27 protein-coding genes and 2 pseudogenes are annotated in these 24063 nt (G+C 69.5%); 11 read left to right on the top strand and 18 right to left on the bottom strand.

Translation table 11 applies throughout. The features are described 5' to 3' along the window. The first annotated feature begins 47 nt into the window (after positions 1–47). Positions 48–2300, top strand: a complete 2253-nt coding sequence (locus tag ACFYZS_RS25165) for a HEAT repeat domain-containing protein (protein WP_389016670.1) — start codon at positions 48–50, stop codon at positions 2298–2300. Between the two features lie 35 nt (positions 2301–2335). On the opposite strand, the gene ACFYZS_RS25160 is transcribed toward ACFYZS_RS25165, so the two are convergent. Both ACFYZS_RS25160 and ACFYZS_RS25155 read right to left on the bottom strand, forming a co-directional pair. Beyond that, complete coding sequence (locus ACFYZS_RS25160) at positions 2336–2605, bottom strand: hypothetical protein (RefSeq protein ID WP_389016667.1); 270 nt, start codon at positions 2603–2605, stop codon at positions 2336–2338. A gap of 292 nt (positions 2606–2897) precedes the next feature. Beyond that, positions 2898–3095 carry a hypothetical protein gene (locus ACFYZS_RS25155; protein WP_389016664.1) on the bottom strand — a complete coding sequence of 66 codons (198 nt, stop codon included), beginning with the start codon at positions 3093–3095 and terminating at the stop codon, positions 2898–2900. Positions 3096–3456: 361 nt separating this feature from the next. Here ACFYZS_RS25155 and ACFYZS_RS25150 point away from each other — a divergent pair, with 361 nt between their 5' ends. Further along, complete coding sequence (locus tag ACFYZS_RS25150) at positions 3457–3897, top strand: cupin domain-containing protein (protein WP_389016661.1); 441 nt, start codon at positions 3457–3459, stop codon at positions 3895–3897. Positions 3898–4533: 636 nt separating this feature from the next. Continuing rightward, complete coding sequence (locus ACFYZS_RS25145; protein WP_389016658.1) at positions 4534–5376, top strand: MerR family transcriptional regulator; 843 nt, start codon at positions 4534–4536, stop codon at positions 5374–5376. A gap of 284 nt (positions 5377–5660) precedes the next feature. Here ACFYZS_RS25145 and ACFYZS_RS25140 read toward each other — a convergent pair whose 3' ends face one another. The 4 genes from ACFYZS_RS25140 to ACFYZS_RS25125 form a co-directional block, all read right to left on the bottom strand. Then, entirely contained in the window at positions 5661–6413 is a 753-nt protein-coding gene (locus ACFYZS_RS25140) for an ASCH domain-containing protein (RefSeq protein WP_389016655.1), read from the bottom strand. Positions 6414–6966: 553 nt separating this feature from the next. After that, a complete protein-coding gene (locus ACFYZS_RS25135) occupies positions 6967–7380 on the bottom strand; it encodes a hypothetical protein (protein WP_389016652.1) in 414 nt (137 codons plus the stop codon). 160 nt (positions 7381–7540) lie between these two features. Next, on the bottom strand, positions 7541–8164 hold the full coding sequence (locus ACFYZS_RS25130; protein WP_389016649.1) for a hypothetical protein: 624 nt from the start codon (positions 8162–8164) through the stop codon (positions 7541–7543). 97 nt (positions 8165–8261) lie between these two features. Further along, complete coding sequence (locus tag ACFYZS_RS25125) at positions 8262–8939, bottom strand: GntR family transcriptional regulator (protein ID WP_389016646.1); 678 nt, start codon at positions 8937–8939, stop codon at positions 8262–8264. Between the two features lie 99 nt (positions 8940–9038). On the opposite strand from ACFYZS_RS25125, the pseudogene ACFYZS_RS25120 reads away from it, so the two are divergent. Together ACFYZS_RS25120 and ACFYZS_RS25115 are read left to right on the top strand one after the other, a co-directional pair. After that, positions 9039–9319, top strand: a pseudogene (locus tag ACFYZS_RS25120) (YbhB/YbcL family Raf kinase inhibitor-like protein); the annotation flags it as partial. Positions 9320–9409: 90 nt separating this feature from the next. Further along, positions 9410–10252 (top strand): hypothetical protein, encoded by an 843-nt coding sequence (locus ACFYZS_RS25115; RefSeq protein WP_389017240.1) that lies wholly within the window; start codon positions 9410–9412, stop codon positions 10250–10252. 176 nt (positions 10253–10428) lie between these two features. Here ACFYZS_RS25115 and ACFYZS_RS25110 read toward each other — a convergent pair whose 3' ends face one another. From ACFYZS_RS25110 to ACFYZS_RS25095, 4 genes are all read right to left on the bottom strand, one after another. Next, a complete protein-coding gene (locus ACFYZS_RS25110; RefSeq protein WP_389016644.1) occupies positions 10429–11118 on the bottom strand; it encodes a response regulator in 690 nt (229 codons plus the stop codon). Then, positions 11115–12353, bottom strand: coding sequence for a sensor histidine kinase (locus ACFYZS_RS25105; RefSeq protein ID WP_389016641.1), 1239 nt, complete (start codon positions 12351–12353; stop codon positions 11115–11117). Before ACFYZS_RS25105 ends, ACFYZS_RS25110 begins: the two co-directional genes overlap by 4 nt. A 28-nt stretch (positions 12354–12381) precedes the next feature. After that, complete coding sequence (locus ACFYZS_RS25100) at positions 12382–13269, bottom strand: CPBP family intramembrane glutamic endopeptidase (protein WP_389016638.1); 888 nt, start codon at positions 13267–13269, stop codon at positions 12382–12384. Between the two features lie 365 nt (positions 13270–13634). After that, entirely contained in the window at positions 13635–14279 is a 645-nt protein-coding gene (locus tag ACFYZS_RS25095) for an MBL fold metallo-hydrolase (protein ID WP_389016635.1), read from the bottom strand. A 171-nt stretch (positions 14280–14450) separates the two neighbouring features. Between ACFYZS_RS25095 and ACFYZS_RS25090 the strand changes: the two genes are divergently transcribed. Both ACFYZS_RS25090 and ACFYZS_RS25085 read left to right on the top strand, forming a co-directional pair. Beyond that, entirely contained in the window at positions 14451–14876 is a 426-nt protein-coding gene (locus ACFYZS_RS25090) for a MarR family winged helix-turn-helix transcriptional regulator (RefSeq protein WP_189736115.1), read from the top strand. Between the two features lie 339 nt (positions 14877–15215). After that, positions 15216–15704: a hypothetical protein gene (locus ACFYZS_RS25085; protein WP_389016628.1), complete on the top strand. Its 489-nt coding sequence runs from the start codon at positions 15216–15218 to the stop codon at positions 15702–15704. A gap of 183 nt (positions 15705–15887) precedes the next feature. Here ACFYZS_RS25085 and ACFYZS_RS25080 read toward each other — a convergent pair whose 3' ends face one another. Beyond that, positions 15888–16238, bottom strand: coding sequence for a DoxX family protein (locus ACFYZS_RS25080; protein ID WP_389016625.1), 351 nt, complete (start codon positions 16236–16238; stop codon positions 15888–15890). A 95-nt stretch (positions 16239–16333) separates the two neighbouring features. Between ACFYZS_RS25080 and ACFYZS_RS25075 the strand changes: the two genes are divergently transcribed. After that, the gene (locus ACFYZS_RS25075; RefSeq protein WP_389016622.1) at positions 16334–16744 is read left to right on the top strand and encodes a winged helix-turn-helix transcriptional regulator; all 411 of its coding nucleotides are present in this window, start codon (positions 16334–16336) and stop codon (positions 16742–16744) included. Between the two features lie 147 nt (positions 16745–16891). Beyond that, positions 16892–17320: a hypothetical protein gene (locus ACFYZS_RS25070; RefSeq protein ID WP_389016619.1), complete on the top strand. Its 429-nt coding sequence runs from the start codon at positions 16892–16894 to the stop codon at positions 17318–17320. Between the two features lie 127 nt (positions 17321–17447). Here the strand turns inward: ACFYZS_RS25070 and ACFYZS_RS25065 are convergent, their stop codons facing one another. Further along, positions 17448–17870 carry a hypothetical protein gene (locus ACFYZS_RS25065; protein ID WP_389016617.1) on the bottom strand — a complete coding sequence of 141 codons (423 nt, stop codon included), beginning with the start codon at positions 17868–17870 and terminating at the stop codon, positions 17448–17450. Positions 17871–18085: 215 nt separating this feature from the next. On the opposite strand from ACFYZS_RS25065, the gene ACFYZS_RS25060 reads away from it, so the two are divergent. Then, the gene (locus ACFYZS_RS25060; protein WP_389016615.1) at positions 18086–18286 is read left to right on the top strand and encodes a hypothetical protein; all 201 of its coding nucleotides are present in this window, start codon (positions 18086–18088) and stop codon (positions 18284–18286) included. A gap of 15 nt (positions 18287–18301) precedes the next feature. Here the strand turns inward: ACFYZS_RS25060 and ACFYZS_RS25055 are convergent. The 4 genes and pseudogenes from ACFYZS_RS25055 to ACFYZS_RS25040 all read right to left on the bottom strand — a co-directional run. Next, positions 18302–18388: pseudogene (locus ACFYZS_RS25055) on the bottom strand (IS5/IS1182 family transposase); the annotation flags it as partial. Positions 18389–18726: 338 nt separating this feature from the next. Beyond that, a complete protein-coding gene (locus tag ACFYZS_RS25050; protein ID WP_389016612.1) occupies positions 18727–19254 on the bottom strand; it encodes a hypothetical protein in 528 nt (175 codons plus the stop codon). Between the two features lie 22 nt (positions 19255–19276). Beyond that, positions 19277–20140 (bottom strand): SGNH/GDSL hydrolase family protein, encoded by an 864-nt coding sequence (locus ACFYZS_RS25045; protein WP_389016609.1) that lies wholly within the window; start codon positions 20138–20140, stop codon positions 19277–19279. Positions 20141–20145: 5 nt separating this feature from the next. Further along, entirely contained in the window at positions 20146–20856 is a 711-nt protein-coding gene (locus ACFYZS_RS25040) for a hypothetical protein (protein WP_389016606.1), read from the bottom strand. Between the two features lie 69 nt (positions 20857–20925). Here ACFYZS_RS25040 and ACFYZS_RS25035 point away from each other — a divergent pair, with 69 nt between their 5' ends. Next, the gene (locus tag ACFYZS_RS25035; protein WP_389016603.1) at positions 20926–21426 is read left to right on the top strand and encodes a MarR family winged helix-turn-helix transcriptional regulator; all 501 of its coding nucleotides are present in this window, start codon (positions 20926–20928) and stop codon (positions 21424–21426) included. A 429-nt stretch (positions 21427–21855) separates the two neighbouring features. On the opposite strand, the gene ACFYZS_RS25030 is transcribed toward ACFYZS_RS25035, so the two are convergent. Continuing rightward, positions 21856–22716: a hypothetical protein gene (locus tag ACFYZS_RS25030; protein WP_389016600.1), complete on the bottom strand. Its 861-nt coding sequence runs from the start codon at positions 22714–22716 to the stop codon at positions 21856–21858. Between the two features lie 215 nt (positions 22717–22931). Continuing rightward, a complete protein-coding gene (locus tag ACFYZS_RS25025) occupies positions 22932–23834 on the bottom strand; it encodes a hypothetical protein (protein ID WP_389016598.1) in 903 nt (300 codons plus the stop codon). Positions 23835–24063 lie beyond the last annotated feature (229 nt).

Below are 24063 nucleotides of genomic sequence, written 5' to 3'. Positions count from 1 at the left end.
GCGGCAGGGAGTCCCCGATGTCAGTGCCCGCCGTCATAGTGCGGTGCATGATCAACGAACTTGACAGCATTGACTGGTCGTCGATGAGCCATGCGTACGGTCCGGCCGACGATGTCCCCGTGTGGCTGCGGGAGATGGCCTCGTCCGATCCCGGGATCAGGGACAAGGCCCTCAGCCGCTTCTACAGTGCGGCTCATCACCAGGGCGACGTATATCCGTGCACTGCGGCGAGCCTGCCGTTCCTGTTCGACATGGCCGAGGATCCCGCGACCCCCGACCGTGCCTCGATCATCGAGCTCCTGGTCAGCATCGGACGCGAATCCATGGACCGCGACGTCGACGCCGTCTACACCGCGCCGGACGGCACCGAGTCGACAGCCCACGTGGACAGCGCGACGCTGATGTGCGAACGCGCTGACGCTTTCGTCCGCTACGCGGCGGACCCGGAACCGCCCGTGCGCCGGGCGGCGATCGAGGGCGTCGGCCTCTTCCTCGACGACGGCGACCGGGCGGTGGAGATACTGTGCGGCCGGCTGCCGGCCGAGAGCGGGATCGTGGAACGGCTGCTGGTCGTCAGCACGATGGCCGACCTCGCGCTCCGGCTGCCCGCCGCGCACGCCGCCGCCACGGCCTGGCTCGACACCCTGGCCGACGACACGAGGTCGTCCCCCGACATCCGGCTCGCCGCCCTCGTCCATCGGGCACGCTGCGCCCCACAGGACATCGGACGCGACGTCGTGCCGAGCGCGATCGGGCTCCTCCGCCAGCTCACGGCGTCCGCCCCGGAGAGCGCGCCCGGCGACGAGGCATGCCGGTCCGGTTCCGCAGAATGCGCGTGTACGGCAGCCTCCGAACCCCCGGCGGACCAGGACGTCCCGCCGCAGGTGGCCGCCGCTTTCCAGGACCTCGAACGGCACAACCGTGTTCACGCACCGACCACGTCCCTGCTGGGCACCTTCCACGCGACGCTGGACGCCCGCGTGCCCGAGCGCACCGCTCTGCTCGCCGAGCAGCTCCGCAGCCCCGACCGCGCCACCCGCCACGACGCGATCCGCATGGCCCAGGACCTGATCCTGGCCTGGCGCGGTGACCACGCCGAACTCGTCATGCTCCTCGCGGACCGCCTCCTTCCCGAGGATCCGTACACCGCCGCCGCGGCGGCCGAGAGCCTCGGATCCTTGGCGCCCGTCTCCGAGCCCGCCCGCGAAGCCCTCGCCTCCTACGTGGCCGGACACCGTGCGGCGCACGGTTCGGACGTGTGGGCGACGCCGAAGCCGCTCCTGCGTCGCGCCCACCAAGAGGCCGTGCTGGCGTTGGCACGCCTGGGTGACCTGCGGGCCCTGCCCGACCTGCTGACGGCTCTGGACGGCGATGTCGACGCCTGGCGTGCCGTGCAGGTCGCCGGTCGCATGCGCCCGGCCGCCGGTGAACTCGTACCCCGGCTGACCCGGTGTCTCGCGGGCGTCGACTTCTCCCGGCAGTGGCCCGGGATGGGTGCCGCCGCCCTGGTGTCCGCACTTGCCGCACTGCGGGACCCCGCAGCCGTCCCCGCGATCACGGACGCCGTCACCGCCGCGGTCCGTCATGAAGAGTGGCGAATTGCCGCCTCCGCCCTGGACGCTCTTGCCTCCTTCGGTGTCGCGGCCACGTCTGCCCTGGAGGTGGTTCGCCCTCTGGCCGACGCGCAGGACGTCGACGTCCGCGTGGCAGCCACGGCCGCTCTGTGGGAGCTCGAAGGCGACACCGAGAGCGTCGTGCCGCGGCTGCACGACCTGCTCGACAGCCATCGGCATCATGAGGCGGCCGATGTGCTCGGTCGGATCGGTCCGCCCGCCGCAACAGTGCTGCCGCGGCTCCGGCACATGCTGACCGCCGGCTACGAGTGGACCCGGGTCCACGCCGCGGCCGCGCTGTGGGCAATTGGCGGTGATGCCGAGGCCCCTGCCGTCGTCGAGACGCTGCTTGGCGCCTGGGAGAGCAACGACGCGACCTCCAACCACGTCCTGGCCTGCCTGAACCGCATGGGCCCGGCCGCCGCGCCGGCCCTTCCCCGCATCCGAACAGAACTCGCGCTGCCCCGCCGCAGCGGCCGATTCAGAAGCACCGCGAACGACGAAGACCTCCAGACCACCTGCCGCGCCATCGTGGCTCGCCTCGCCTCGCCTGACCTACGCACGTCGCTGACAGACCGGCCCTCTGACACAGGCAACCCCCTGAGCGCGGACTTGGCCGACGGGCCGACAACAGCGCTCAGCCACAGCGGTCATGTGCTGTGGCTGTGTGCGACAAGTGGCCCTTGAGTACGCCGGTTGGCCCCATGTGCGCGGCAAGTCGGCTACCAGCCGGTCCGGCCCTTGAGTTCCAGGGCTCCGTCATGAAGGCGGATCACGCCCATGTCGGAGGTGTCGCTGGGCGGGGTGAACTGTGCTGCGGGGATCTTGGCAGGGCTGTCGGTCAGGAGGCTTCCGATCTCCTCCGTGGTTCTGCCGTTGGCCCACCGCAGGCAGCGCTCGACGTTGCTCCGGCGGGCCGGCGCGAGGTGGGCGCGGTGGCGGGGAGCGCTCCACCAGAGATTGGCACGGCCCAGGAGGGCGCTGCGTAGCATGGTGGTCGGCGATGGAGCCCAGTGGTGCGCCATGGCAGCCTCGCCCGGTGTCAGGCCTCGACCCTGCCTCCGGTGGGCAGGTGACGCAGCAACAGTGCCCTACGCGTGAACCGTTCCAGCCGTAGGCCCGGAATGCCCGAGACCTCGAAGGACTGGTCGGAAAACGTCCTGACGTAAGGGAGGAGATGGCTCACGACACGGGCGGCGGTGGTCACCTGGAGGACGATGCGATCGGGTTGGGGAGCAACCCAGCCCACGTAGGCCAGCAGGTCGGGGAAGGTCCGACAGTTTGTCAGGTCAAAAGGGTGCTCGGCCCCCCCCGGCTGAAGAAGCAGTCGAACAGCAACCCCTGCAGCTGCTGCTGCCTGGGCTCCTCAGTGTCCAGGCGGATGCGCCCGTTGGCCTGACGCATCCGGCGCAGGTAGTTGTCGGGGATCCGCAGTTCCTCCCGGCACACGGCGAGGTCGGCTTTGTCGCGGCTGTACGGCATGACGAGTTCCCGTTCGGGCGCGTCCCGGACCGCAGCCGGACGAAGACGAACGATGCGAAGGCATCGAGGCGGCGGACAGCGAGCGGTGACGGAGAACGGGGTATCGCACCCTTGGGCGCATCAACGGTCTGTCCGGGCAGCACCGCAGGCCTCCAGCCGGTCTCCACGGCTGCCTCGACATCGTAAGCCGACGCCCCGCAAGAACCGGGCGGCACGCCCGCTGCCTCGCCCGATTGGATGCCGGTTCTTCCTTACCCGTCTCTGTGGTTCATTGCGCCAGAATGGCCCTCCTGGACTAAGACGAGCCCTACCGTGCGCCCACCACCCCAGAGAGCGCCGTTTTGACCGGAGGCTGCCACCGATGACTTCCCGTCCCGAGATCGCCCGCACCCTTGACCTGGAACCCCACCCCGAGGGCGGCTGGTACCGGAGGATCTACACCTCTCCCGTCACCGTTCCGCATCCGGCCGGCCGCGGTCAGCGCCCGTCGGCCACCCTCATCCACTACCTGCTGGCACCAGGGGAACGGTCCCAGTGGCACACGGTGGCCAGCGACGAGATCTGGCTCTGGCGCGACGGCGGCCCCCTCACCCTGTACATCAGCCCGCCCGGGCCGACGCCGACCACGGTCACCGAGTACCGCCTGGGATCGCACCGTTCCCCCGGCACCGAGCTTGAGGTGTGCGTGCCCGCTGGCCACTGGCAAAGCGCCTGCCCCGCCAGCGACGAAGAAGTCCTGGTGAGCTGCCTTGTGACACCCGGGTTTGACTTCGCCGACTTCACACTCCTCACAACGACGTAGCGGGCGCAAGGCGCGGGCTTTTGGGCTCTGGCGGGTGCGATGTCCAGGAGTTGCACCCACTGCGAGGGCGATGTGAGGCTCCGTGCGGTGCGCCTGTGGCCTCGGCATCCTGCGCGCGGGGGAGTGCTGGGCGGGTCACGCGCTCACGCCTGCGGCTACGTGGGAGCGCGGCGTTGCTCGCCCGGCCGAAGGTCCGCGGAAGAGCCACCGTCGAACGAAAGTGATCTGGACCGGCCGTTTCTGCCCGATTGAGGCCAGACATGGAGCGGTCCCGGATGGGACCTTGACCTGTTGGGCCAAGGCGCGCTGGCGTACGACTCGGATGGAGGACGGTCCACGTGCCATTCGACACTGTGGGCAAGCGCGGAGAACGCCGGCCGGAGTGATCGTTTCTTCGGTGAATCCGGGTGCCCGCACGGGTTGATGGGGCTTCTTGAAGATCCCCAGCCCCTCCTCAGGGTGCCATCAGGCCTGCTCGACGGACTCCCCACCCACCCCGGGCTTGTCCTGTGACGGGACACCAATGGCGAGGGTCCGGCCGATACCGCGTCAGGGTCCGGGTGGTGTGTAGTTGCACATGCCGTAGCGGCATGTGGTGTCGTCGAGGGCACCACAGCACGAAAGGTCCTGTCTGCGATGTACCCCTCCGCCACGCATCCCCGCGAGGTCAAGATCGGCGATGCCGCCGCCTTCGCCGGAACCACCCCGCGCGCCATTCGTCACTACCACCAGATCGGTCTGCTGCCGGAGCCCGAGCGAGGCGGAGACGGACGCCGGCGCTACGGCTACGACGACATGATCCGCCTGCTGTGGATCCGCAAGATGTCCGAGGCCGGCATCAGCCTGGACGACATGCGGGCCGCCTTCGACGAAGCCCGGGACGTTGAGGAGATCCTGGGCCGGCTGGAGGAGACCCTGGCCGCCCAGGAGGCCGACATCAAGCGTCAGCGCGCGGCAGTTCAGCGCCTGCGGGTCGTGGGCAGCCCACTGGGCTTGCTCTCCCCGCTGGTCACGGACCGGCTCAGCCACCTGCCTCCTGACGCACTGCGCCCCTCCGACCTGGACGCCTTGCTGGTCACGGAACGGATCTTCGGGCCGCTGGGAGCCGCCATCCAGGCCAGCGTGTTCATCACCCTGGCGACCCATCCCGACCTACGAGCCGAGGCAGACCGCCTCGACGCGGCCGACGCCGCCCTCGATGACACCGTCGACCCCCACGACCCGCAGGTCGAGGAACTCGCCGCGCAACACTACGCCCACCACACGGCCCTGCTCCAGGCCATTGAAGCCGCCGGACTGGACGTGGCCGAGGAGAAGCTCTTCGAGATCTACGACGCCGAGGCGAGCGGGGAGGAGGACGCCCGGATGAGTGCCTTCGAAGCGGTGACCAAGATGCCCTACGGCTTCTCCGCGGCCCGGACGCGGTGCATGGAACTCACGGCCCGACTCCTTGCCGCGGACGCCTCCGTAGACAGCTGATCCCAGGTGTTGGCCGTGCGTGAGAATCCCGGCTGGGCCGCCGACACGTAGCCTGCGCCTCGACGTCTCGAGACGGCGCACACTCCACGAGCGGGAACCCAAGCCGCCGACCGGGCCACGCTCCTTGATTTTGGCTGTGGCGGATGTTTCGTGACGGTCATGGCGGCTGGGCGAGGGCGAGGGTCCGCAAGAGAGCGAAGGAAGCTCGGCCGTATGGTGCGGGCGCCAGAGGAGATCTGCTCGTCGTCACCTTGCAGCCCAGTCCTCGCTGGTGCTTCCGCGGTTCAAGCGGCGCCTGTCTTGTCGTTGATCTGGAAGGTGATGACGTCGACTTCGTCGGTTCCCGCGAGATCCGGGTAGTGGCCCTTGAGGCTTTCCCGGAGTTCGGTTGCGGTCGTCAGCCCCTCGGCTTGGGCGTCCTGGTCGGTGAGGTCGCTGACCAGGCTGTGCCTGCTGCCGGTCACCTCTGCCAGCAGGACGACTTCGGGGTCGCTTTCAAACACCAGCCGTGCCGGCCCGAGTTGGGCCGGGTCCCGGAAGCGGGTTGTCTTGGTCTTGGCGCCAGAGCGGACGTCTTCAAGGTAGCGGGGGTTGAACCGGATGATCGGGGGACCGGCCGTCTCGGGGTCTTGGGAGAGCGATGGGTCGAGACCGTCCATGCCTTCCGGGGTCCATCGCTGAGTCAGCGGCATCAGGTCGGCGGCGAGAACGGACCTGAGTCCCGCGGGCGTGGGCACGATGACGCGCATGGTGGGGTAGTAGTCCACGAAGACCTGCCGATCGCGCCCGCACGGGCCGACGACCCCGCGCCCGTGGTTTCCCACGGCAACGATGCAGCGCATCTGGCGGGCGCCCTGCGCTCGCGCCGCCCCCAGAGCCACGAGTTCGGCGCAGGGTCCGCCGGTGAAGTGGTAGAGGTTCACGCCGGCGAACATCCGGTAGTCGGCAGCCATGACCGCGGCGCCCATCGTGTGGATCCCGTCTTCGTCGGGCCCGGCGTCGGTATGCGCGTCGATGGTGCGGCGTGCCAGCTCCACGAGCTCACGCTCGTCATCATCGAGAGCTCGTGCCGATGACGGTACGTACACCTTTTCAGCCTTCCCCTTTGTCAGCAGTCGCCGCAGATCATTCCACGCGACGCAGATGGGTTCCACGGCATTTCGGCTTGCCTTGACTGGCCCCATGGTGGTCCCGTGGGCAGGGACGGAGCGGCATGGCTGAGGCTGGTGGTGGTCACGGACGGTGATCCACGGAGCGAGAAGGAGGCTCGGCCTTATGACCGCCGTTTGTCAGCTTCTGGCATGGCCGAATGGGTCCGCCTGTCCAACGCGGTGTCTTGACGCACAACCTGGGCATCGTGCTGCTCGGGTTTGGGACAGCTCTGGTGCCTGTCGGTAAGTCAAACCGCCGCCGGTCAAACGCGCCGTGATGCCCGGGGTGCGGCGGCGAACTGATGGGATGTGGAAGGGCGAACGGTGGCGGAGGCTGTCCCGTAAATGATCTCCGAGTCGCCTCGGGCATGGCGGGCTGCTGTACGGCCTGCCGCCTCATCCGGCTAAGAGTTGTCCCCCAATCCCACGAGGCTGAGGGTCATGCTGTGTCCGGGTCGGCGCCGATGGCGCCGGCGGAACGGAGCGAACGCCCGAGGTCTCCAGTGAGGATGCGGGGGTGGTGCCGCCACCACCACAGGTCGGGGCCGGGCAGCCTGTGGAACTGGTCGAGTGCTTGGCCGTCGTCGTCGATGGTCGCGGCCTTGTATTGGTCGTCCAGGGCTTTGATCTGTGGGGTCCAGAGCTGGACGATGTGTTCGTCCAGCAGGAGCCACGCCTCGTGCAGCCAGTTTCGGCAGTAGAGGTCGTTGGTGTACTCGTAGATGTCGTCGCCGTAGCCGCGCTCGATGGCACTCACCAGGGCGGCCCACGCGCTCACCCGTTCAGCGACCGTGAATGCCGTCCGCCAGCCGCGCTGGTGCAGCAGCTCTCCCACCTCAGATTCAGTAGCCACGGACGTGAGGCTCTCATGCCGAGTCCGTCCGGGCGACCGAGATGTATCCCGCCAGAGGCTGGTGTGCCCCTCAGCGCGATCAAGGTGAGACGATCTCGCCGTGACCACACCAGTCACGCCAAGATCGTTCCATGGGGTGACCGGCGGCTCGGCCCACCTCTCAACTGCCGCTCAGCGGAGAACCCCACGTGGAGTCGTGTCGGGATCTCCTCGTGAGGTGGGCCATTAGGTGCTCCGCCGCGATGGAGGCAGTGTCTTGCGGCGCGCCGACTACCGTCAGGGCGGCGGTAAGCCTTGCCGATGCTGCTTCCGGCGCATCCGGATCGGTGAGGAGAAGGAGCAGCAGCAGGAAGCGGGTGGCCGTGTCCTGGACGCCTTCGGCCGCCATGGACGGGCTGTCGGCGATCCGGCTCAGTTCGCGCCATGTCAGCCCGGTGCCCGAGAAGTCCCCGTCCCAGCCGACGATCTGCTTGACGTAGCTTCTGCCTGGATGGGTGAGGAGGTAGTCGGTGCCGTAGTCGCCAACCAAATTGCGGTAGATCACCACGGCTCCGGGGCCGTCTTCTGCCGGCATCCTGAACACCGGCCAGCGTTCAGGATCAAAGAGCACCTCGGACAGGGCATCGACATCGGCGCCGTCCTCACCGAACCACTCCGGAACCGGGCGCTCGGCGCACCCCCCGTCGCTACACATTGCCAAGAGGTGGTTCGACCAGAAGCCCGGGTGGACCAGCAGCGACTCGCCCGGCACCAACGGGCCGGCGCCGTATCCCTTGATCAGCACCCCTCGATCCTGTCACCAGCCACTGGCACGGTCCGATTCGGGATCGGCAAGGGGGTGCCGCCCGGCTACTACGAGACAGCCCTTAGGTGGTCTGACCTCAATCGTCGGTCAGAGCAGCCGTGGTCAAGGTGAGGTGCTGGGTCAGGAGCGCGGCTGCGGTGTCGGCGTCGCGGGCCAGCGCCGCCTCCTCCAACCTGCGGTGTTCCTTGGCGCCGTCCCGGTCGGGGTTGCGGTGCGCCGACCAACGCCGGGCCAGTTCACTCGCGGTCCACAACCGGTCGAAGGTCTCCAGCAGCGCGCTGTTGTCACACCCCTCCAGCAAGGTGCGGTGGAAGGCCCTGTGAGCCTCGGCCCAAGCGCTTGTGTAGTACTCGCTCTCCTGCGGCACGTACGCCGGAGTGCGCACCAGACGATGGTGGGCGGCCCGCACGCGCGCCTCCCAGTCGACGTCGCCGCGCTCGATGGACATGCGCAGTACGACCGGTTCGATGGTCCGGCGGGCTTCCGCGATCTCCTGCCAGCGGCGGTCCGAGAAGGACGGGACCGCGAAACCGCGGTTGGGCAGCCGGTGGGCGAGCCCCTCGCCGACCACCCGTACGAGCGCCTCGCGCACCACGGCCAAGCTCACGCCCTGCTCCTTGGCAAGATCCTGCGGCTTGAGGGGGGCGCCGGGGGCGTGGTCCCCGCGCATGATCGCGTCTCGCAGGTGTACGTAGACCTGCTCGGAAAGCATCTGCTTCCCCGGCGGGGTGGAGGAGTGCGCCGTCTGAGTCATGAGCCGATCCTAGACGATCCACTGAATAATCGATTATTCGTGTTACTGTCGATTTAATGGCCGATGAGGGCGCCCTCGCCCGGAAAGGAACGACCGCCGTGCCTGCCTGGCGGGAAGGACACACCCCGCAGCTGTCCTGGAGCGGGGATGTGGACGGCACCAAGAGCCATGGCGTCACCGTCTACGCCCCGACGCCCCCACCGGGTCCGGGTCCGGGTCCGGGTCCCGGTTTGGTACTGGGCGGTCGCCGAAATCCTCGCCACAGTCGCGGAGCTCCCCGAGGGCGCCGGCGACGACACCGGCTCAGAACTGCCCGAGAGTGCCTACCCGTTGCCCAACGAGGCCGAGCGGCCCACTGCATGGGCGCCGCCCCGCCCGCCTGACAGCGCCACCCGACTCCCCGGAGACACCACCACCATGCACCTCGACGACCTTCCCCACTCCGCGCTCCTCGGCGACGGCCCGATGGACTGAACGCCGTCCGTGACGTCAGCCGCGCCGTCAGCGCCGCCCACCTGTTCATCTACCTTGCCCCCGAGAGCGCCGAGGAGGCCGCCGGGCTCGGCGTGACCGACCGCGGGCCGGCGTATCTGGCCTTCCGGTCGGCCGCGATGGGCGCGGTTCCGTGGCAAGTCACGCTCGCGGCCTTCTACAACTTCAGCCCGCGGGCAGTGCGTGCCATGGCGGGCGTGTGGGACGCCGCGCCGCCTGAGCGGTGGCAGGCCGCCCGTTTCCTGGCCGCCGGTCGGGCGATGCGGCGCGTCAACGTACACCTCACGGCTGACCACCTTGCCGAGGCGCGCTCGCTGATCGACCCGGTCGTCGCAGGTGCCGACTACGCCGGCAAGGTGCTGGCCGCCGCGAACGCCTCCGTCGCGCTTCCGTCCGATCCACTTGTCGCACTGTGGCAGCAGATCACCGTGGCGCGGGAGTGGCGCGGCGACGCCCATCTCGTCGTACTCGCCGACAACGGCCTCGGTCCGTGCGACTGCCTCGTTCTACACACTGCAACCGGCAGCCTCCCGAACGCTCTTGCGCGAGCGACCCGTCAATGGGACGACGAGGAGTGGAGCGCAGCGACGGCACGCCTCATCGCGCGCGGCTGGCTCGACTCCCACGGCGTGGTAACCGACGCAGGCAGTGCGGCACGCGAGCGCATCGAAGTGGAAACGGACGAGCACTGCGCCGCGCTATGGGCACCGATCGGCACCGTAGGTGCACGCCGCTTTGCCTCGCTCGTCGCGCCGATCACCAACGCGTTCACCGCGGCGGGAACGTTCCAGGCCGTTCATGGACGGTCTGATCTCGCATGAACGGCCCTTCGTGCGAGCAAGCCCCATCACGCGCCGCCGGACCCCGACCGCGGTGTTTCGGGCCGTCGGCCGGACGGACCCACCCGGGCCTCGCCGTCGGGCCCTGGAGCTTTCAGGCCCCGGGAGCGGCCTGACCCCGGGACCGGCCCGGCTCCGGGCGGGTCGAGGGTGTGCGATCAGGCCGTGCCGGACACCAGTCCGGCGCGGTGGGCGAGGACGACTACTTGGACCCGGTCACGCAGACCGAGTTTGACCAGGATGCGCGATACGTAGGTTTTGATTGTTTCCGGAGCGATGAAGAGAGCTTCGGCGATCTCCGCGTTCGAAAGGCCCTCGGCCACCTGTTGGAACACTTCCAGCTCGCGCGGGGTCAGCGCCTTGACGACCGTTTCGCGTTCGGGGCGGGTGGGGCGGATGTGCTCGGCGAAGTGGCCGATGAGGTGGCGGGTGACGGCGGGAGCGAGCAGGGCCTCGCCCCGGGCCACCGTCCGGATCCCGTTGACCAGCTGGGCCGGCGGTGCGTCCTTGAGGAGGAAGCCGCTGGCTCCGGCCTTCAGGGCGTCGTACACGTACGCGTCGACGTTGAAGGTGGTGACGACCAGCACCTTCGGCGGATTCTCGGCATCGGGGCCGGCCAGTTGCCGGGTGGCCTGGATGCCGTCGAGCAGGGGCATGCGGATGTCCATCACGACCACGTCGGGGCTCAGTCGGCGTGCGGCCTGGACCGCCTCGTGCCCGTTCTCGGCCTCGCCGACGACCTCCATGTCGGGCTGCGCGGAGAAGATGGTGACGTAGCCGGTGCGCACCAGCGCCTGGTCGTCACAGACGAGTACGCGGATCGGCGGCTGCGCGTCGCTCTGGCTCACGGGGCTACTCCTGGACGGGCTTTGGTGGGAAGCGTGGCGCGGACCTCGAACCCGCCCCCGGGCCGGGGACCGGCCTCAAGTTCACCATCGAGCATCCGCACCCGTGTACGCAGCCCGGCAAGACCCCGCCCGCCCCGCGACCCCGGCACCTGCACGACCGGTGGGTCGGCCGGGGGACTGTCGGATCCGCCGGTGACCACAGTGACCACCGTGATCTCGAGATGCTCCCCGCCGTGGCGGACCGAGACCCGGGTCGACTGCCCGGTCGCGTACTTCATGGCGTTGGTGAGTGCCTCCTGCACCACCCGGTAGGCGGTCAGCTCCACGTCCACCGGCTGCGGTTGCCGCTCGCCCTGCTCGCTGAACTCGACCGGCTGGCCGGACCTGCGGGCCTGCTCGATGAGGTCAGCCACCCGTCCCAGAGCCGGGGCCCGGTCCGCACGCGCCGGATCGGCGTCTTCGCCGGTCGCCTCGAGCACGCCGAGGAGGTGGCGCAGCTCCGTCAGCGCCCGCCGTCCGGTGTCGCTGACGGCCACCAGTCCCTCACCGGCCCGCTCCGGCGCGGAGGTGATCAGGAACTGCGCCGCATCGGCCTGGACCACCATGGCCGTGACGTGGTGGGTGACCACGTCGTGCAGCTCGCGGGCGATCCGCGCCCGTTCGGTCGCCGTGGCCACCTCGGCGGCCAGCCGCCGCTGCTCCGCTTCTTGTGCCCTGCGCATCCGCACGCTGCTCCCCACCAGCCAGATCGCGGCCAGAGTCAGATGGAAGGCGGCATAGTCCGCAATGCCCTGCGGTGAGCCCAGACGGTGCAGCACCAGGGCCAGGGCGACGTAGCCCGCACTCGCCGCGGCTGCCAGGCGCCGGCGGAAGCGGACCTGGTAGGCCCCGGCCGAGTACAGCGCACCGTACAGTCCCAGGCTGCCGAACGTCGTCGCGAAACCCAGCGCCTGATGCGCGGCGAACGCGCCCGCGACCACGGCCAGCGTGGCGGCGGGCCATCGACGGCGGGCCGCCAGCGGCAGCGTCTGGGCCAGGGTGAGCCCGATACCCAGCGCGTCCACCGGCCGCTGGGGCAGATCACCGACCTGCGCGCCGATGTTCGACAGGGTCGGCATGAAGGCGAGCAGCGCGAGCACCACGGCCACAAGGCCGTCCTGGAAGGAGGCGCCCCTCGCCCTCCAGCGGTCGAGCGGCGCCTGGAGCCGCGGACTCCAGGGCGCCTGACGGGACATCACTTCCGTATCCTCCGGTCGGCCGGTCTCAATGCCGCGCCCGCCGCCGGGGCAGCAGGCCGCCGCCTCGACGGGCCAGGACCAGCATCGGAACGGTGATCAGCACACTGAGGAGCACGGGCACGACCGACGCCTCCAGGCCGAAGATACCCCCGGTCAGCGCCGCCGATCCATGGGCATCGACGGTGAACAGCCCCTCCGGGGCATGCCCGGACACCGGCACACCGGCCAGCTGCTGGACGGTGTTCCACGCGAAGTGCAGACCCGCGACGAACCAGATGCTGCGCCTCCAGACGTACGCGGCACCCAGCATCACACCCGCCTGCAAAGCGATCGCCAGCGCACTCCACAGGTTCGCCCCCGCCCCGCCCAGATGGGCGGCTCCGAAGAACACCGCGGTGACCGCGATCGCGATCCCGCTGCCCCAACGCTGCTCCAGGGCCTGCAAGAACAGACCCCGGAACATCAGCTCCTCAGTGACCGCGGTACCGATCTGCACCATCACCGCGGACCACACCACCGACAGGTAGCCGCCGCCCGCCCAGGAGAACGAATACCCCCCGAACAACGTGATCAACAAAAGCGCCGCCAGGATGAACCCCAGACCGATCCCCCCGCCGAGCACCGCCTCACGCGCCGCCCCGGACCGGGCGATCTCCGGCGTGGCACGTCCCGCGATCCGGCGCATCACCAGTGCGTACACGGCCACCGCGGCGGCCGCGCCCAGCACCGGCACCGGACCCGGCCCCGTGGCCGTCAGACTCGCGACCAGAGCGACTCCGACCAGCCCGGTCACCGACCAGCCGAGCGGCGAGCGCAGGATCCGGCCGAAACGGCCGCCGCCCCAGCCGGCCGGCCCCGTTGCCGGACCGGCGTCCGCTGCGCGTCCGTACTCGGCAGTCGGTGTCGTGCTCATGATGGCCTCCTCTGTGGTGGTCGCACTGGCGGCGACCTGGCAACCACGCTAGAAACCAACCGGCGTTCGCGAATCACCCCCGGAGGGACAGCCCGCGTAGCTCTCACGGGGGATGCGCCACTCCCGCCCGACCACTCCCAGCCCCGACCGCCACGCAACGCAGCCGCGACACGAACAGCACCGGGCACCCTACGAGAGCCAGGCACCACGGCCGCTTCGGCGGCGCGTCCGAGGTGGGGGCTCAAGCCGAGAGACCTCGGCGGTACCCAGGCGCAGGACCGATGGTGCCGAGTCCGGCAGGGCGCGGGGGAACGGACATGCCTGCTGCCTACCTCCGACCCGAAGGATGAGGCCCAGGTGCTTTCTTACAGCTTGACGGTGGTGCCGGGCTCGAGGCGGTCGATCGGGGTGCCGGTCAGGCCGTTCTCGCCGAGGAGATTGGCGGTGGAGTGCTGGCCGAGGTCGCTGAGCATGAGTTCGTGGATCTGGATGATGCGCTCGGGCTTGACGGTGCGGACGTAGTCGGCGGCTTCGCCGAGCTTCGTCCATGGGCCGCTGGTCGGCAGCAGGAGGGTGTGTATGGGAGCGTCGGGCGCGAAGTAGGCGTCGCCGGGGTGGTAAACGGCTCCGTTGTCGAGGAGATAGCCGACGTTGTCGGGGCACGGGATGTCGGCGTGGATCAGCGCGTGGCGGTGGCCGTGGACGGTGACGGTGATGGAACCGACGTTGAAGGTGTCGCCCGCGGCGACGGCGCGGACGCGGCCATCGTGGCTGCCGAGGGTGGCTGCGACCGCGGCTGTGCCGTAGACCTGCAGCTCGGGCTGGGCTTCGAGAGCGGCGGAGACGAGCTTGTCGTCGAAGTGGGCGAAGTGTTCGTGAGTGATCAGGACGGCATGAGCCTGGGTGACGGCTTCTGCCGCGTCCGGGGTGAGGGTGCCGGGGTCGATGACCAGGCGGGTGCCGTCCTTCTCGAGCGTGACGCAGGCATGGGAGTGCTTGGTGAGCTTCACCGCGGGTCCTTTCCGAGCGGGCCGAATATCTACAGTCAAACTGTACAACAAGGTTGTAGATATCGTGTCGTGAGCGTCGGCTGGACTCGACTCCGACGCTCACGCGGCGCCAAGGCGCGTAATGTAGCCAAGGTGTACAGTTTGGTTGACGAGTCTGGGTAAGCTGGCACCATGGACGAGAACCAGCTGGCTGAGGAACTTCGCCTGACCATCGGACGGCTCGTACGCACGGTGCGCACTGCCGACAAGATGCCGCCCGGCGAGGCCGCCGTCCTGGGGTACCTGGACCGCAGCGGCCCGTTGACCACCGCCGATATCGCACAACAGCGGGGAGTCAGTCACCAGTCGGCCGCCAAGGCGGTTAAAGAGCTCCTGGCTCAGGGCCTTGTGCATGCCGAGGCGCACCCCAGCGACGGGCGCAAGCTGTTGCTCCACCTCACGCCGACGGGAAGCGGCCGTCTGGCCGAGGAGCGCCGAAGGCGTGCGGACTGGCTCGGCACCGCGATCAACGATGTCCTCAGTTCCGATGAACGAAAGACACTTGAGGCGGCGCTGCCTCTGCTGTCACGCCTGACCACGCACTTGAATGGCAAGTAGCCCCGGGGCCGTCGTGTGGGTCATCGCGCGCTGTGCATTGTGAAGTTGCAGGTCACGAGTCTGATGTGCGCAGTCGGGTGGGAAGCCCTGGGAGTAAGACGGTGCCGGACAGCCCCGGATTCCAACGGAGGCCCGTGCGACCGGCTTTTGCGCCCCTCCAGCGTGCGCTCCATCCCGCGGGCCTGGGTCGAGCAAGTGCGGCCCGGCAGGGTGATTGTCGCCCCGAGTACGCCCGGTACCTGTGACGAACCGGTGACATCGGCGCCGCCGTCCGTGCCGCCCCTCCTGGTAATTTGGCACACGCTTTCGATCAACTCGTGTTCCACTGGGGGACTTCTCGTGCACAAGAACCTGCGTCACAGCCTCATCGCCACCGCCGGCATCGCGGCCGCCCTGGCCCTCACGGCATGCGGCAGCGACTCCGGCAGCGACAAGGCTGCCCCCTTGAAGGACCCGAAGCCGGCCGCGACGCCGAGCAGTCCGTCGGCCGCGTCCAGCTCCGGTGCCGGTACCGACGCGAAGGGCGGCAGTGTGGAGGGCGGCTGGATCTCGATGGCGAATCCGTCGAAGCCCGTTGTCCTGACCGTCAAGGGCAAGACCGCCGTGGTCGTCGAGGGCGCTTCCGGCCTGACCTGCCAGGGCACCACCGACGGCAAGTCCTTCGACCTCAAGTGCCCGGCGGGCGCACTGCACGCGAAGGGCCAGGTCGCCTCCGTGGGCGCGGCCGAACTGAAGGTCACCTGGCAGGAAGTCGGCACCGAGACCTACCAGAAGAGCGAGCCGGGCAAGCTTCCCACGGGCCTCCCCACCGCCATCCCGAAGCCCTGACTCATCCCGTACGGTCCCGCGCCTCGGGCGGTCGGGACCGTACGGTGGCGGTATGCGGCCCACAGGGGGACGACGGGGCATACCGATGCCGCAGAGGCACGCAACGACCTACGCGGTCAGAGTCTTTGCCCCGGCGGTCCAGGGCCTGGATCTGCGATTTCGCGTCCACGCAGAGGACCATGATCAGAGGGTGGCAGCGCGCAGCACGATCAGGGCGACGGAGGCCATGGTGAGGACCGCCGCCGGCGGCGCGCCCTTGCGGTCGCCGACGCGCAGGTGGAAGGCAACCGCCCCGGCGAAATAGAGCGTCAGGCCGATCGCGGCGGCGACTCCGAGGGGTCCCCACCAGAGTCCGGCGATCGCACCGGCCGCGCCCGCGATCTGAGCGCCGATCAGGAAGGCCATCATGCTCTGCGGCACTCCGAGGGCGGACATCTGCTCGGTGATGTGCCGCGTCCGCAGAGACTTGGCCCCGGCCGATACCAGGAGAACCGCCGACACGAGCACGGTGACGACGGCAAGGGAGACGAACATGGCTGAAACCTCAATCATGCGAGATGCGAGTACGGGACGTGCGCACCTTGACGACGATAGGCGGCAGTCAGGTACCTCCAGGTAACCTTCGGGGCATGAGCCTGCGACCCGGAATTGCCTTCCTCTCGGACTGTCCGGCTCTCCTGGCCATGGAGATCATCGCCAGCAAGTGGTCCATGGTCACGCTCTTCGCGCTGACCGATGGCCCGCTGCGCCACGGCGAGTTGGTCGAACTGAGCGGTGGCATCTCGCGCAAGGTACTGACCCAGACGCTGCGCCGGCTCCAAGCCAACGGGCTCGTCGAGCGGCACGCGTACGCCGAGGCGCCGCCGCGCGTGGAGTACGGCCTGACCGATCTCGGGCGAACCCTGGAGGAGCCCATCAGAATGCTCACCGCATGGGCGCGGGAGAACGGCGAGGCGGTCGTCACCTTCCGGGAAGCAGCCGACGCGGCCAGGGACCATCGGGACGGCCCGGGCGACCCCCTTGAAGAGTCCTCCTGTTGACGCGCACCTGAGCCGTTTCTGATCAACAGGGTCCCAGGTCAAGAAGCCTGCTCTCCGTCTTCGCGAGGATGCCCCGCCGTTTCCGGCAGCTACCGAGCCATCGGCAAGCCCGGTGGAGACCACCACTTCTTTTGCGAGGAGAAATGAGTGCCCACAAGCGAGCACAACCTCATCGCGCTCATTCGGAGCAGTGGCCTCGAGGTGGACGCCGTCGAGGGCAATGACCTCGGTCCGTCGGTCGACGCCGCCTGGCGCGCGATGGCAGGGTTCGGCGTGGTGCCCAGTGCGACCCTTCCCTTGAAGGGGGAGCTCGGCGGAGTCCACCAGCTGTGGCTCGACCACGCCCGTCAGGCCGGTGTCATTGGCGAAGACGGGACGTTCCTCCTCACGGCGGTGGTGACCGGCAGTGCTGCGGTCGGCTGGGTCTGCGTGCGCCTGACGGAAACAGCCGATGTATCTTGCCTCCTCGACGACCAGGGCCGAATCGAATTCATCGCCCGCGCCTCATCCGGCGGCCACATCTGCGGCGTCACCGCGGAGGAGTACGACTACTGGGTGGTCGCCCTGTCCCTCTGACAGCGACAGCCCTAGGTTTCCGGGGGCTGTTGTTCGTGGGGGCTGCCCAGCGAGCCATGCGCAGCGACCAGTGGTGCGGTGGGCGGCGCGCGGTCGAGGCCGCGCCCGCGATCTTTAGTCAGCGCGCTCAGCGCACGAAGTCCGTTACTGTGCCGTGGTTGTCGGGAGAGGTCAGGCCCCAGAGGATCAGTCCCACGATGATTGCCAGCAGGATCAGCCCCGGCACGTTCTCGGGCCCCCAACCGACGGGTTGTCGAACCGGTGGGACGGGTGTGGCGTCGTCGCGTGCAGCGTCGGAGCCGGCGCGCTGCCAGGGCGCGACAACGGCCTCACCACGGGCGATCCGCGCGGCCACGTGGCGTACGTCGGCCGCATGGTAGGTCGGCTCGCCGGTCAGGTCCGACGAAGGCGCAGCAGAGGTACGTACGCTGTTGGCCCGAGCCACGGCCGTGATGCTGATCGGCCTGATCTGCGGCCAGATTGCCCGGACTTCGGCCTTCGTCAGCCAGCCTTCCCCCTCCTGATGGTCCTGCTCGTCCGCTGCCCCCATTCGAAGTCCGCCCCCCTCGCTCGCCGATCACCCTTGGCTTGATACCCAGACCGCCGAAAGATCACCCGACCGGGCAGTCACACTCGAACGCACGCCCACCGCGACCGGTAGGGCAACGGCCCTAAAAGACCGCTCTATTCCGTAGATGATGTCTGGTAAGGCGGCCGCTCAGGGGCGTCGTGTGGCTCGGATCGGCTGAGGGGTTCAATGCGGGTATGGAGAACGCCTTGTGGGACAGACTCTCGGTCGACGTCCGGGTGGAGGTGGACCGCCTCATTGCCGCCGAGCGGAACGTGCAGGCCATTGTTTTGATGCGTGAGCGCGCTGAGTTGCCTCGACCAGGGTTGCGTGAGTGCGTGGATGTGCTGAATCAGCGATTGACGGTGCTGCGGGAGCGGTCGGCGAGTCCCGGGTGATGTTGACCATCGCGTTCAGGCATCGCGCCGGTTCGGGGTGGATTCACGGGTGAGCCGGCTGCTCATGAGGTCGATCATCGCGAGGCGGATCATGGCCTCGGAGTGGTCCGCGTTGCCGTGGGGGGTGGGCTGGCCGGCGTGATCCGGTGGGCACACGACGCCCGCGCCGTCGCCGCCGTCGACGACCGGTCCCTTGCCGGGGAATGGTTCTGCCGCCGCAGCGTACGAGCGGGCCGCGGCCGGCACGACCGCGGCCCGCCATCCCGAGGACCCGGGGTCGCAAGGAGGTCCACGTCGAGCGGGGTTCGCGAGGTGCCATGGCGCGACATGATCGGGTCGGGCGGGTGGGGCGGGTTGACGGCACTTCCGTCCGGCGACGTTCCGTCCGCACGACCACTCGAGCGACTTCGGTCCGGGGTGGCCGCCGGGCCTCCGCCGGGTCAGTGCCCGGCGGCCTTGACCAGGGCGACCGCGGTCCCGATCGCCGCGTCGATGACTTCGCCCAGCAGTGACACGATCAGCCCGCTGCCCATCCGTACCCCGCCGAACCAGCCCCAGGTGAACAGCGAGGCCACGTTCACCCAGGCCGCGGTGAGCAGCGCGGTGTGCAGCGACATCACTCCGAGCGCCGCGAGCAGGATCAGGAACAGGGGTCCGGCGGCCGAGAGCAGGAGGGGGCTGGAGACGTACAGCATCTCCAGCAGCTCCCGCCCGCCGATGCCCCGCCGGTGCACCACGCGGTGGGCCTGGCCGTCGGCGACGAGGGAGGCCAGCCAGAGGCCGAGCGCCGTCACGGCGACCGACAGGGCGACATCCCCGGGCTGCGCGTGCGCCGAGTACGCCAGCCCCACCACGACCGCGATCATCGTGATGGTGGCGTACAGGCGTTCCTTCAGTCGTGCCGCGGACAGCCGGACGTGGTCCGGGTCCTCCGCGTCGGTGGCGGGTACGGCAGCCGTGGGGTCCATGCGGCCACCGTAGGGCGCACGGTCACGGCCGCGGCTCTGGCGGGCCGGGGACGTCCTTCGGGCGGAGCACCCCCGGCCCCAGCGCGTCGAGTACGGCCGCCGCGACGCGTCGTTGGCCGGCCGGGGTGAGGTGGACGCCATCCTCCTCCACGTGGCCGTGCGCGACGGCTCGGGTGTCGACCGTGACCTCGGGCTCCGCGAGCAGGAGTTCCGCGACGGCGTCGAGGTCCGCCCCGTCCCAGCCGAGTCCCGCCCGCCGGAAGTGCATGTACTGCCCGACCCGCCCGGGGTCGACGCCGGGCGGGGTGAGCCAGATCCACCGGGTCCCGGTCCGGTGGACCGTCAGGTCGCGCAGGGCCCGCAGGGCGCGGCGGGTCTCGGCGGCGGCGATCAGCGGGACCCCGTCCAGCCGTTGGACGTCGTTCGCCCCCAGCATGCACAGCACCCAGTCGGGCCGTTGAAACGCGAGCCCCGGGACGTTCGCGAGGGCCTGGGTCGTCGTGCTGCCGGACACGGCCAGGTTGGTGCAGCGGACGCCCTCCGGGAGCAGGTGCCTCAGGATCTCGAACCAGGAGAGCCGGTCGGCGGTGGTGCTCTCCCCGACGGCCACGACGTGTTCGCCCGGCCGGAACGGCAGCCCGGCCAGGCGTGCGGCCGCCCCTGGTGCGGCCGCGAGCGCGGCGGCAGCCGCCCGGTTCCGGTCCTCGAACCGGTCCAGGCGCGTCCGGTAGCCGGCCGGGTCGAGCCCGAACAGGGCGGCGAGCGCGGCGTCGTCGGGGGCGGGGCCGAGGTGACGCAGCACCCTCTCGGGCTGGTGGAAGCGGAGCATGCGTTCCGCCGGGTCGGGGTCGGGGTCGGTGGCGGGGGCCGTGGTGGGGCTGGTCATGGTGGTCAGCCCTCCGTACGGATACGGCGGCGCGGCAGCAGGAACCCGGCCGCGATCAGCCACAGAAGACCGGTGAACCGGGCGACCGGCAGCAGTAGTGCTGCGCCGTCGACCAGCAGGACCAGCGTGGACAGTTCGGCGACCGCTGCGACGGTCAGGCCCGCCACGGCGAGGGCGCGGGGAAGCAGGCCGGCGAGCAGCCCCGGAACGGCGATCCCGGCGATCAGCAGCCCCAGCAGGACGACGTGGGCGGGCCCCCCGAGCCCGAAGGCCAGGTACTGCAGGGCCCGTACGAGATCGGCGTGAGCAGCCACTTCGGGCCGGGACAGCACCCAGGTGACCAGCCCGGAGCAGGCGAGGAAGGCCGAGGCGAGGACGCCGCCCGCGAGGGCGATGGTGGCGCCGGGAGCACGGACCCCGAGCTTGTGCAGCCGCGCCGAGACGGTCGCGGCGTAGATCGCGAGCGGCACCGAGGCGGCGAACTGCAGGGCCCCGGAGATGCGGACCGCACCGGTGTGGTCGCGGAAGTAGGAGGTCACGGTGTCGGTGGAGCCGAAGGGCGAGGGGAAGGGGTCTCCGCCCGCGAGGAGGGTGCAGAGCACGAGCCCGGCGAGGAAGAGGGCGGTGAAGACCACGGCGAGGACGCCGAGCGGCGGCCCGGCCTGCGGGTCGCGGCGGCTGCGTGTCTCAGCGGCGGTGGCGGCGTTGGCGGTCACGGCAGAATCCGTTCTCTCAAGATAATCGTTCACTGAGGAGAATCATTTCGCGTGGCTTACGATAGGCCGGTGAACAGCTCCCGGCAACCGCATACGTCGGACCCCGCCCCGGCCACCGGGCCGCGCGGAGCCGCGTTCCTCCTCGCCCAGATCGGCGCGCACGCCGCCGGGCGCTTCGCCGAACGCGTCGGCCACCTGGGGCTGACGCCGGCGGACGTCGGACTGCTGCGCATGATCGCCGGGCAGCCGGGGCGCAGTCAGCGGGCCCTCGCCGAGGACCTGGGCGTCGTGCCGAGCCGCGTCGTCGCGCTCATCGACGCCCTGGAAGGCAAGGACCTCGTCGAACGGCGGCGCAGCGCCGAGGACCGCCGCAACTACGAGCTCCACCTCACGGCGGAGGGCGGACGCACGCTCGGCGCGGTCTCCCGCGCGGCCGCGGCCCACGAGGACGCGCTGCTCGCCGGCCTCGACCCGGAGCAGCGGGGGCTCCTGCGCGACCTCCTCGAACGCGTCGCCGCCGAACAGGAACTGACGCCCGGAGTCCACCCCGGCTACCGCAACCGAGGCTGAACCCCGCCCAGGTCGAGGGCGCAGCACCTTCCCGGCCGTGAGGAAGTGCCGATGACGGCTGACGGCCCGTGCCGGTTCGGCCGGTCGGCCAGCGCCCCAGCGCTGGAGGCTGACCCTGACGGTGGTGTCCTGCGGCCGGCCGTGAGGATCTCGGGCGCCTGCGGGCCGAGGGGTCCTCGCCCGGCGGTCCCACGGCGGTGGCCGGGGTGGGCAGGTCGGCGATGGCGGCGGGACGGGTCGCTGCCCCGCCCGGCAGGGCCCGCGTCCTGGCGGGCGACGCCGTCCAGGTCACGCGCCGGCCGCCCCGCATCGAAGAACGCGAGGGCCGCGGGCTCTCCTCGTGCCGACGCAGCCGGCTCCGTGCACGGGTGTCCGGAACCACCGGGAGCCTTCGCCCGCCGCGACCGCCCCGCTCCCGTCGCCGTGTTTCTATGTGATCGCGAAGCCGATACTGATGGCGTTTGCGATCAGATAGACGGCTGATGTCGATACCGCCACAAGATTGTTGACCCGCCGCACCACGGGGTTGCTTTCGTGATCGGCCCATCTCCATAGGATGTAAGTAGTGCAGCCGACGGCGATCAGAGTGTAGAGGAGGGTGGCCAATTGGATTTGATCGACCAAGGTCACGCCGAAGAGGGTCCCCGCCAGGCTTGAGGAGCGCATGTTCACCACAACGCTAAAAAGGGACGCGCCGAGAATCCCATATCGCGCCCCGATGACAGGCAGGAGGTCCTTCGACCACATCCAGTAGGTGATGAACGAGATGAGAAAGGCCACGTATGCCGGCCAGGACTCCCTGACGAAACCTGCGACGTCATCCCTGACGAGCTTGAGATTGAGGTCGAATTGACTGTACTGACTGTTCTGTCCGTGCGTGATCCTCGGATCCCCGAAAGAAGTCTGATAGGTGTGCGTCACCACCCGGGCGCTGAAGTCCCTGATCTTGAACCCTCCCAGGCTGATTTCATGATCATATCCAGAGTTCGCGACGTCGGGCACATAGGTGAACTGAGGGGAGCTGAATTCGGAATCCTCGATCAAGATCCGGACATCTTGCTTGTCGAACGGGTACTCGCCGAGATCAAAATGCTGCCGGAAAGTGCCTGACACCTTCACCTGAGACCAGTATTCGGTTCCGACTTTCTCCACGGACCGGTCGCTCTGGGTCACCTGCGTGGCATTGACGAATTCCAGGCGCTTGGTGGCGTCAAGGTCGGCACTCGGACACACGCTCCACAGCCAGAAATCCGCATTGATGGTCCGCGGGGAAACGTCCAGTCCGTACAAGTCGGTGATGTAAGCGCCAATGCGGCAGCTGGGCGCAGCCGACGCCCGTGGGGCACAGATTCCCGAAATTGCCGCCACTGCGAAGATGCACATCAATAGGGTGACACATTTCCGGTGCATCAGAGTCCTGACGTGACTGCCGCCCCTGAAGGAAGGGATCGGCAAGCGGTTGACCCGGGTCATCGAGATACGGTCCACAGGCTCGATGTCGAGGCTCAGGCGCCGGGGACGACCTTGACACCCGTGAGGGACCGGAAGGGCAGGCCCGATGCGAGGACGTGCTGCTCGCCGGTGGTCGGGTCCACTCGGAACAGGGTGGGTCCACCCGTAGCAGCCGTGTTGTCCGTGATCAGCAGACTGCCGTCGGCTTCGACGGCGATGGCGGCCGGGCTGTCGAAGTTTCCGCCGGAGGACACGACGGTTTGCGCCCCGCTCACCGGATCCACCTTGATCACACCGCCGCTGAAGCCGTCGAACGCGTTGGCGTCGACGACCAGGATGTTGCCCTCGTGGTCGACCGCCACGTCCGCGGGGCTGACGAGCGCGCCGCCCGAGGACACGACCGTGCGCGCACCGCTGGTCGGGTCGATCCGGACCACCCGGGCAGATGGGGGCTCCGCGACGGGCCCGGCCTGCTCGACCACCACGATGGTGCCGTCGGCGGCCACGCACAGTCCGCCGGGTCGCAGCGGATCGATCTTGCTGTCGCTCACTGACAGCACCGTCTGCTTCCCGGTGACGGGGTTGACTCGGATGATGGCACCCGGGCCCCTGGAAAAGAGGTCGGCCACGAGGATGCGGCCGTTGCCCTCCACGACAACGGCGCACGGTGCGACGAAGTTCCCCCCGTCCGCCACGACGCTCTGCGTCGTCGTTCCACCGGACCTGGACAGGCGCAACAGGCTGCCCGTGCCCGGATACTGACGGTCCTTGCTCACCAAGACGTTGCCGTCGGCTTCGACGGCGATTCCCGTGGCGCCCACGAGATCCCCGCCCAGGGCGAAGAAGCTCGAAAGACCCGTGCCCGGATCGACCATGTGTACGGCGCCCTGACAGCCGAAGGCCTCGGAATCGGAGAGCAGGATGGTACCGGCAGGGATCTTGTTCTGGGCGCTCACGACGGCTCCTCGGAGAAGGGAGCAAGGGGTACCGCCCCACTCAACCCCAGGGCCGGCCACCGCCCGCCGACCCCGGCCCGCGCCACGCCGCCCGGCCCGCGGTGATCCGCCGAACGCAGCAGGGAGCCGGCCGCCGACCCCGGCCCCGACCGGGCGCCACTCGCCCCTCGGCTCCTGCTCGGAACGGAACGCCGCAGGTCGCGACGATCGCGGCAGGCACTCCGTCGCG

Origin of the sequence: Streptomyces sp. NPDC001903 (genome assembly GCF_042891345.1) — a bacterium.
Lineage (GTDB): Bacteria > Actinomycetota > Actinomycetes > Streptomycetales > Streptomycetaceae > Streptomyces.
The sequence above is the reverse complement of the archived record's forward strand: the minus strand, read 5'-3'. Positions and strand labels throughout refer to the sequence as shown.

Bases quoted from the DNA above. Each gene is read 5' to 3' on its own strand.
- ACFYZS_RS25165 (WP_389016670.1), top strand. From the start codon at position 48: ATGATCAACGAACTTGACAGCATTGACTGGTCGTCGATGAGCCATGCG.
- ACFYZS_RS25160 (WP_389016667.1), bottom strand. From the start codon at position 2,605: ATGCTACGCAGCGCCCTCCTGGGCCGTGCCAATCTCTGGTGGAGCGCT.
- ACFYZS_RS25155 (WP_389016664.1), bottom strand. From the start codon at position 3,095: ATGCCGTACAGCCGCGACAAAGCCGACCTCGCCGTGTGCCGGGAGGAA.
- ACFYZS_RS25150 (WP_389016661.1), top strand. From the start codon at position 3,457: ATGACTTCCCGTCCCGAGATCGCCCGCACCCTTGACCTGGAACCCCAC.
- ACFYZS_RS25145 (WP_389016658.1), top strand. From the start codon at position 4,534: ATGTACCCCTCCGCCACGCATCCCCGCGAGGTCAAGATCGGCGATGCC.
- ACFYZS_RS25125 (WP_389016646.1), bottom strand. From the start codon at position 8,939: ATGACTCAGACGGCGCACTCCTCCACCCCGCCGGGGAAGCAGATGCTT.
- ACFYZS_RS25105 (WP_389016641.1), bottom strand. From the start codon at position 12,353: ATGTCCCGTCAGGCGCCCTGGAGTCCGCGGCTCCAGGCGCCGCTCGAC.
- ACFYZS_RS25100 (WP_389016638.1), bottom strand. From the start codon at position 13,269: ATGAGCACGACACCGACTGCCGAGTACGGACGCGCAGCGGACGCCGGT.
- ACFYZS_RS25090 (WP_189736115.1), top strand. From the start codon at position 14,451: ATGGACGAGAACCAGCTGGCTGAGGAACTTCGCCTGACCATCGGACGG.
- ACFYZS_RS25080 (WP_389016625.1), bottom strand. From the start codon at position 16,238: ATGTTCGTCTCCCTTGCCGTCGTCACCGTGCTCGTGTCGGCGGTTCTC.
- ACFYZS_RS25075 (WP_389016622.1), top strand. From the start codon at position 16,334: ATGAGCCTGCGACCCGGAATTGCCTTCCTCTCGGACTGTCCGGCTCTC.
- ACFYZS_RS25065 (WP_389016617.1), bottom strand. From the start codon at position 17,870: ATGGGGGCAGCGGACGAGCAGGACCATCAGGAGGGGGAAGGCTGGCTG.
- ACFYZS_RS25060 (WP_389016615.1), top strand. From the start codon at position 18,086: ATGGAGAACGCCTTGTGGGACAGACTCTCGGTCGACGTCCGGGTGGAG.
- ACFYZS_RS25050 (WP_389016612.1), bottom strand. From the start codon at position 19,254: ATGGACCCCACGGCTGCCGTACCCGCCACCGACGCGGAGGACCCGGAC.
- ACFYZS_RS25045 (WP_389016609.1), bottom strand. From the start codon at position 20,140: ATGACCAGCCCCACCACGGCCCCCGCCACCGACCCCGACCCCGACCCG.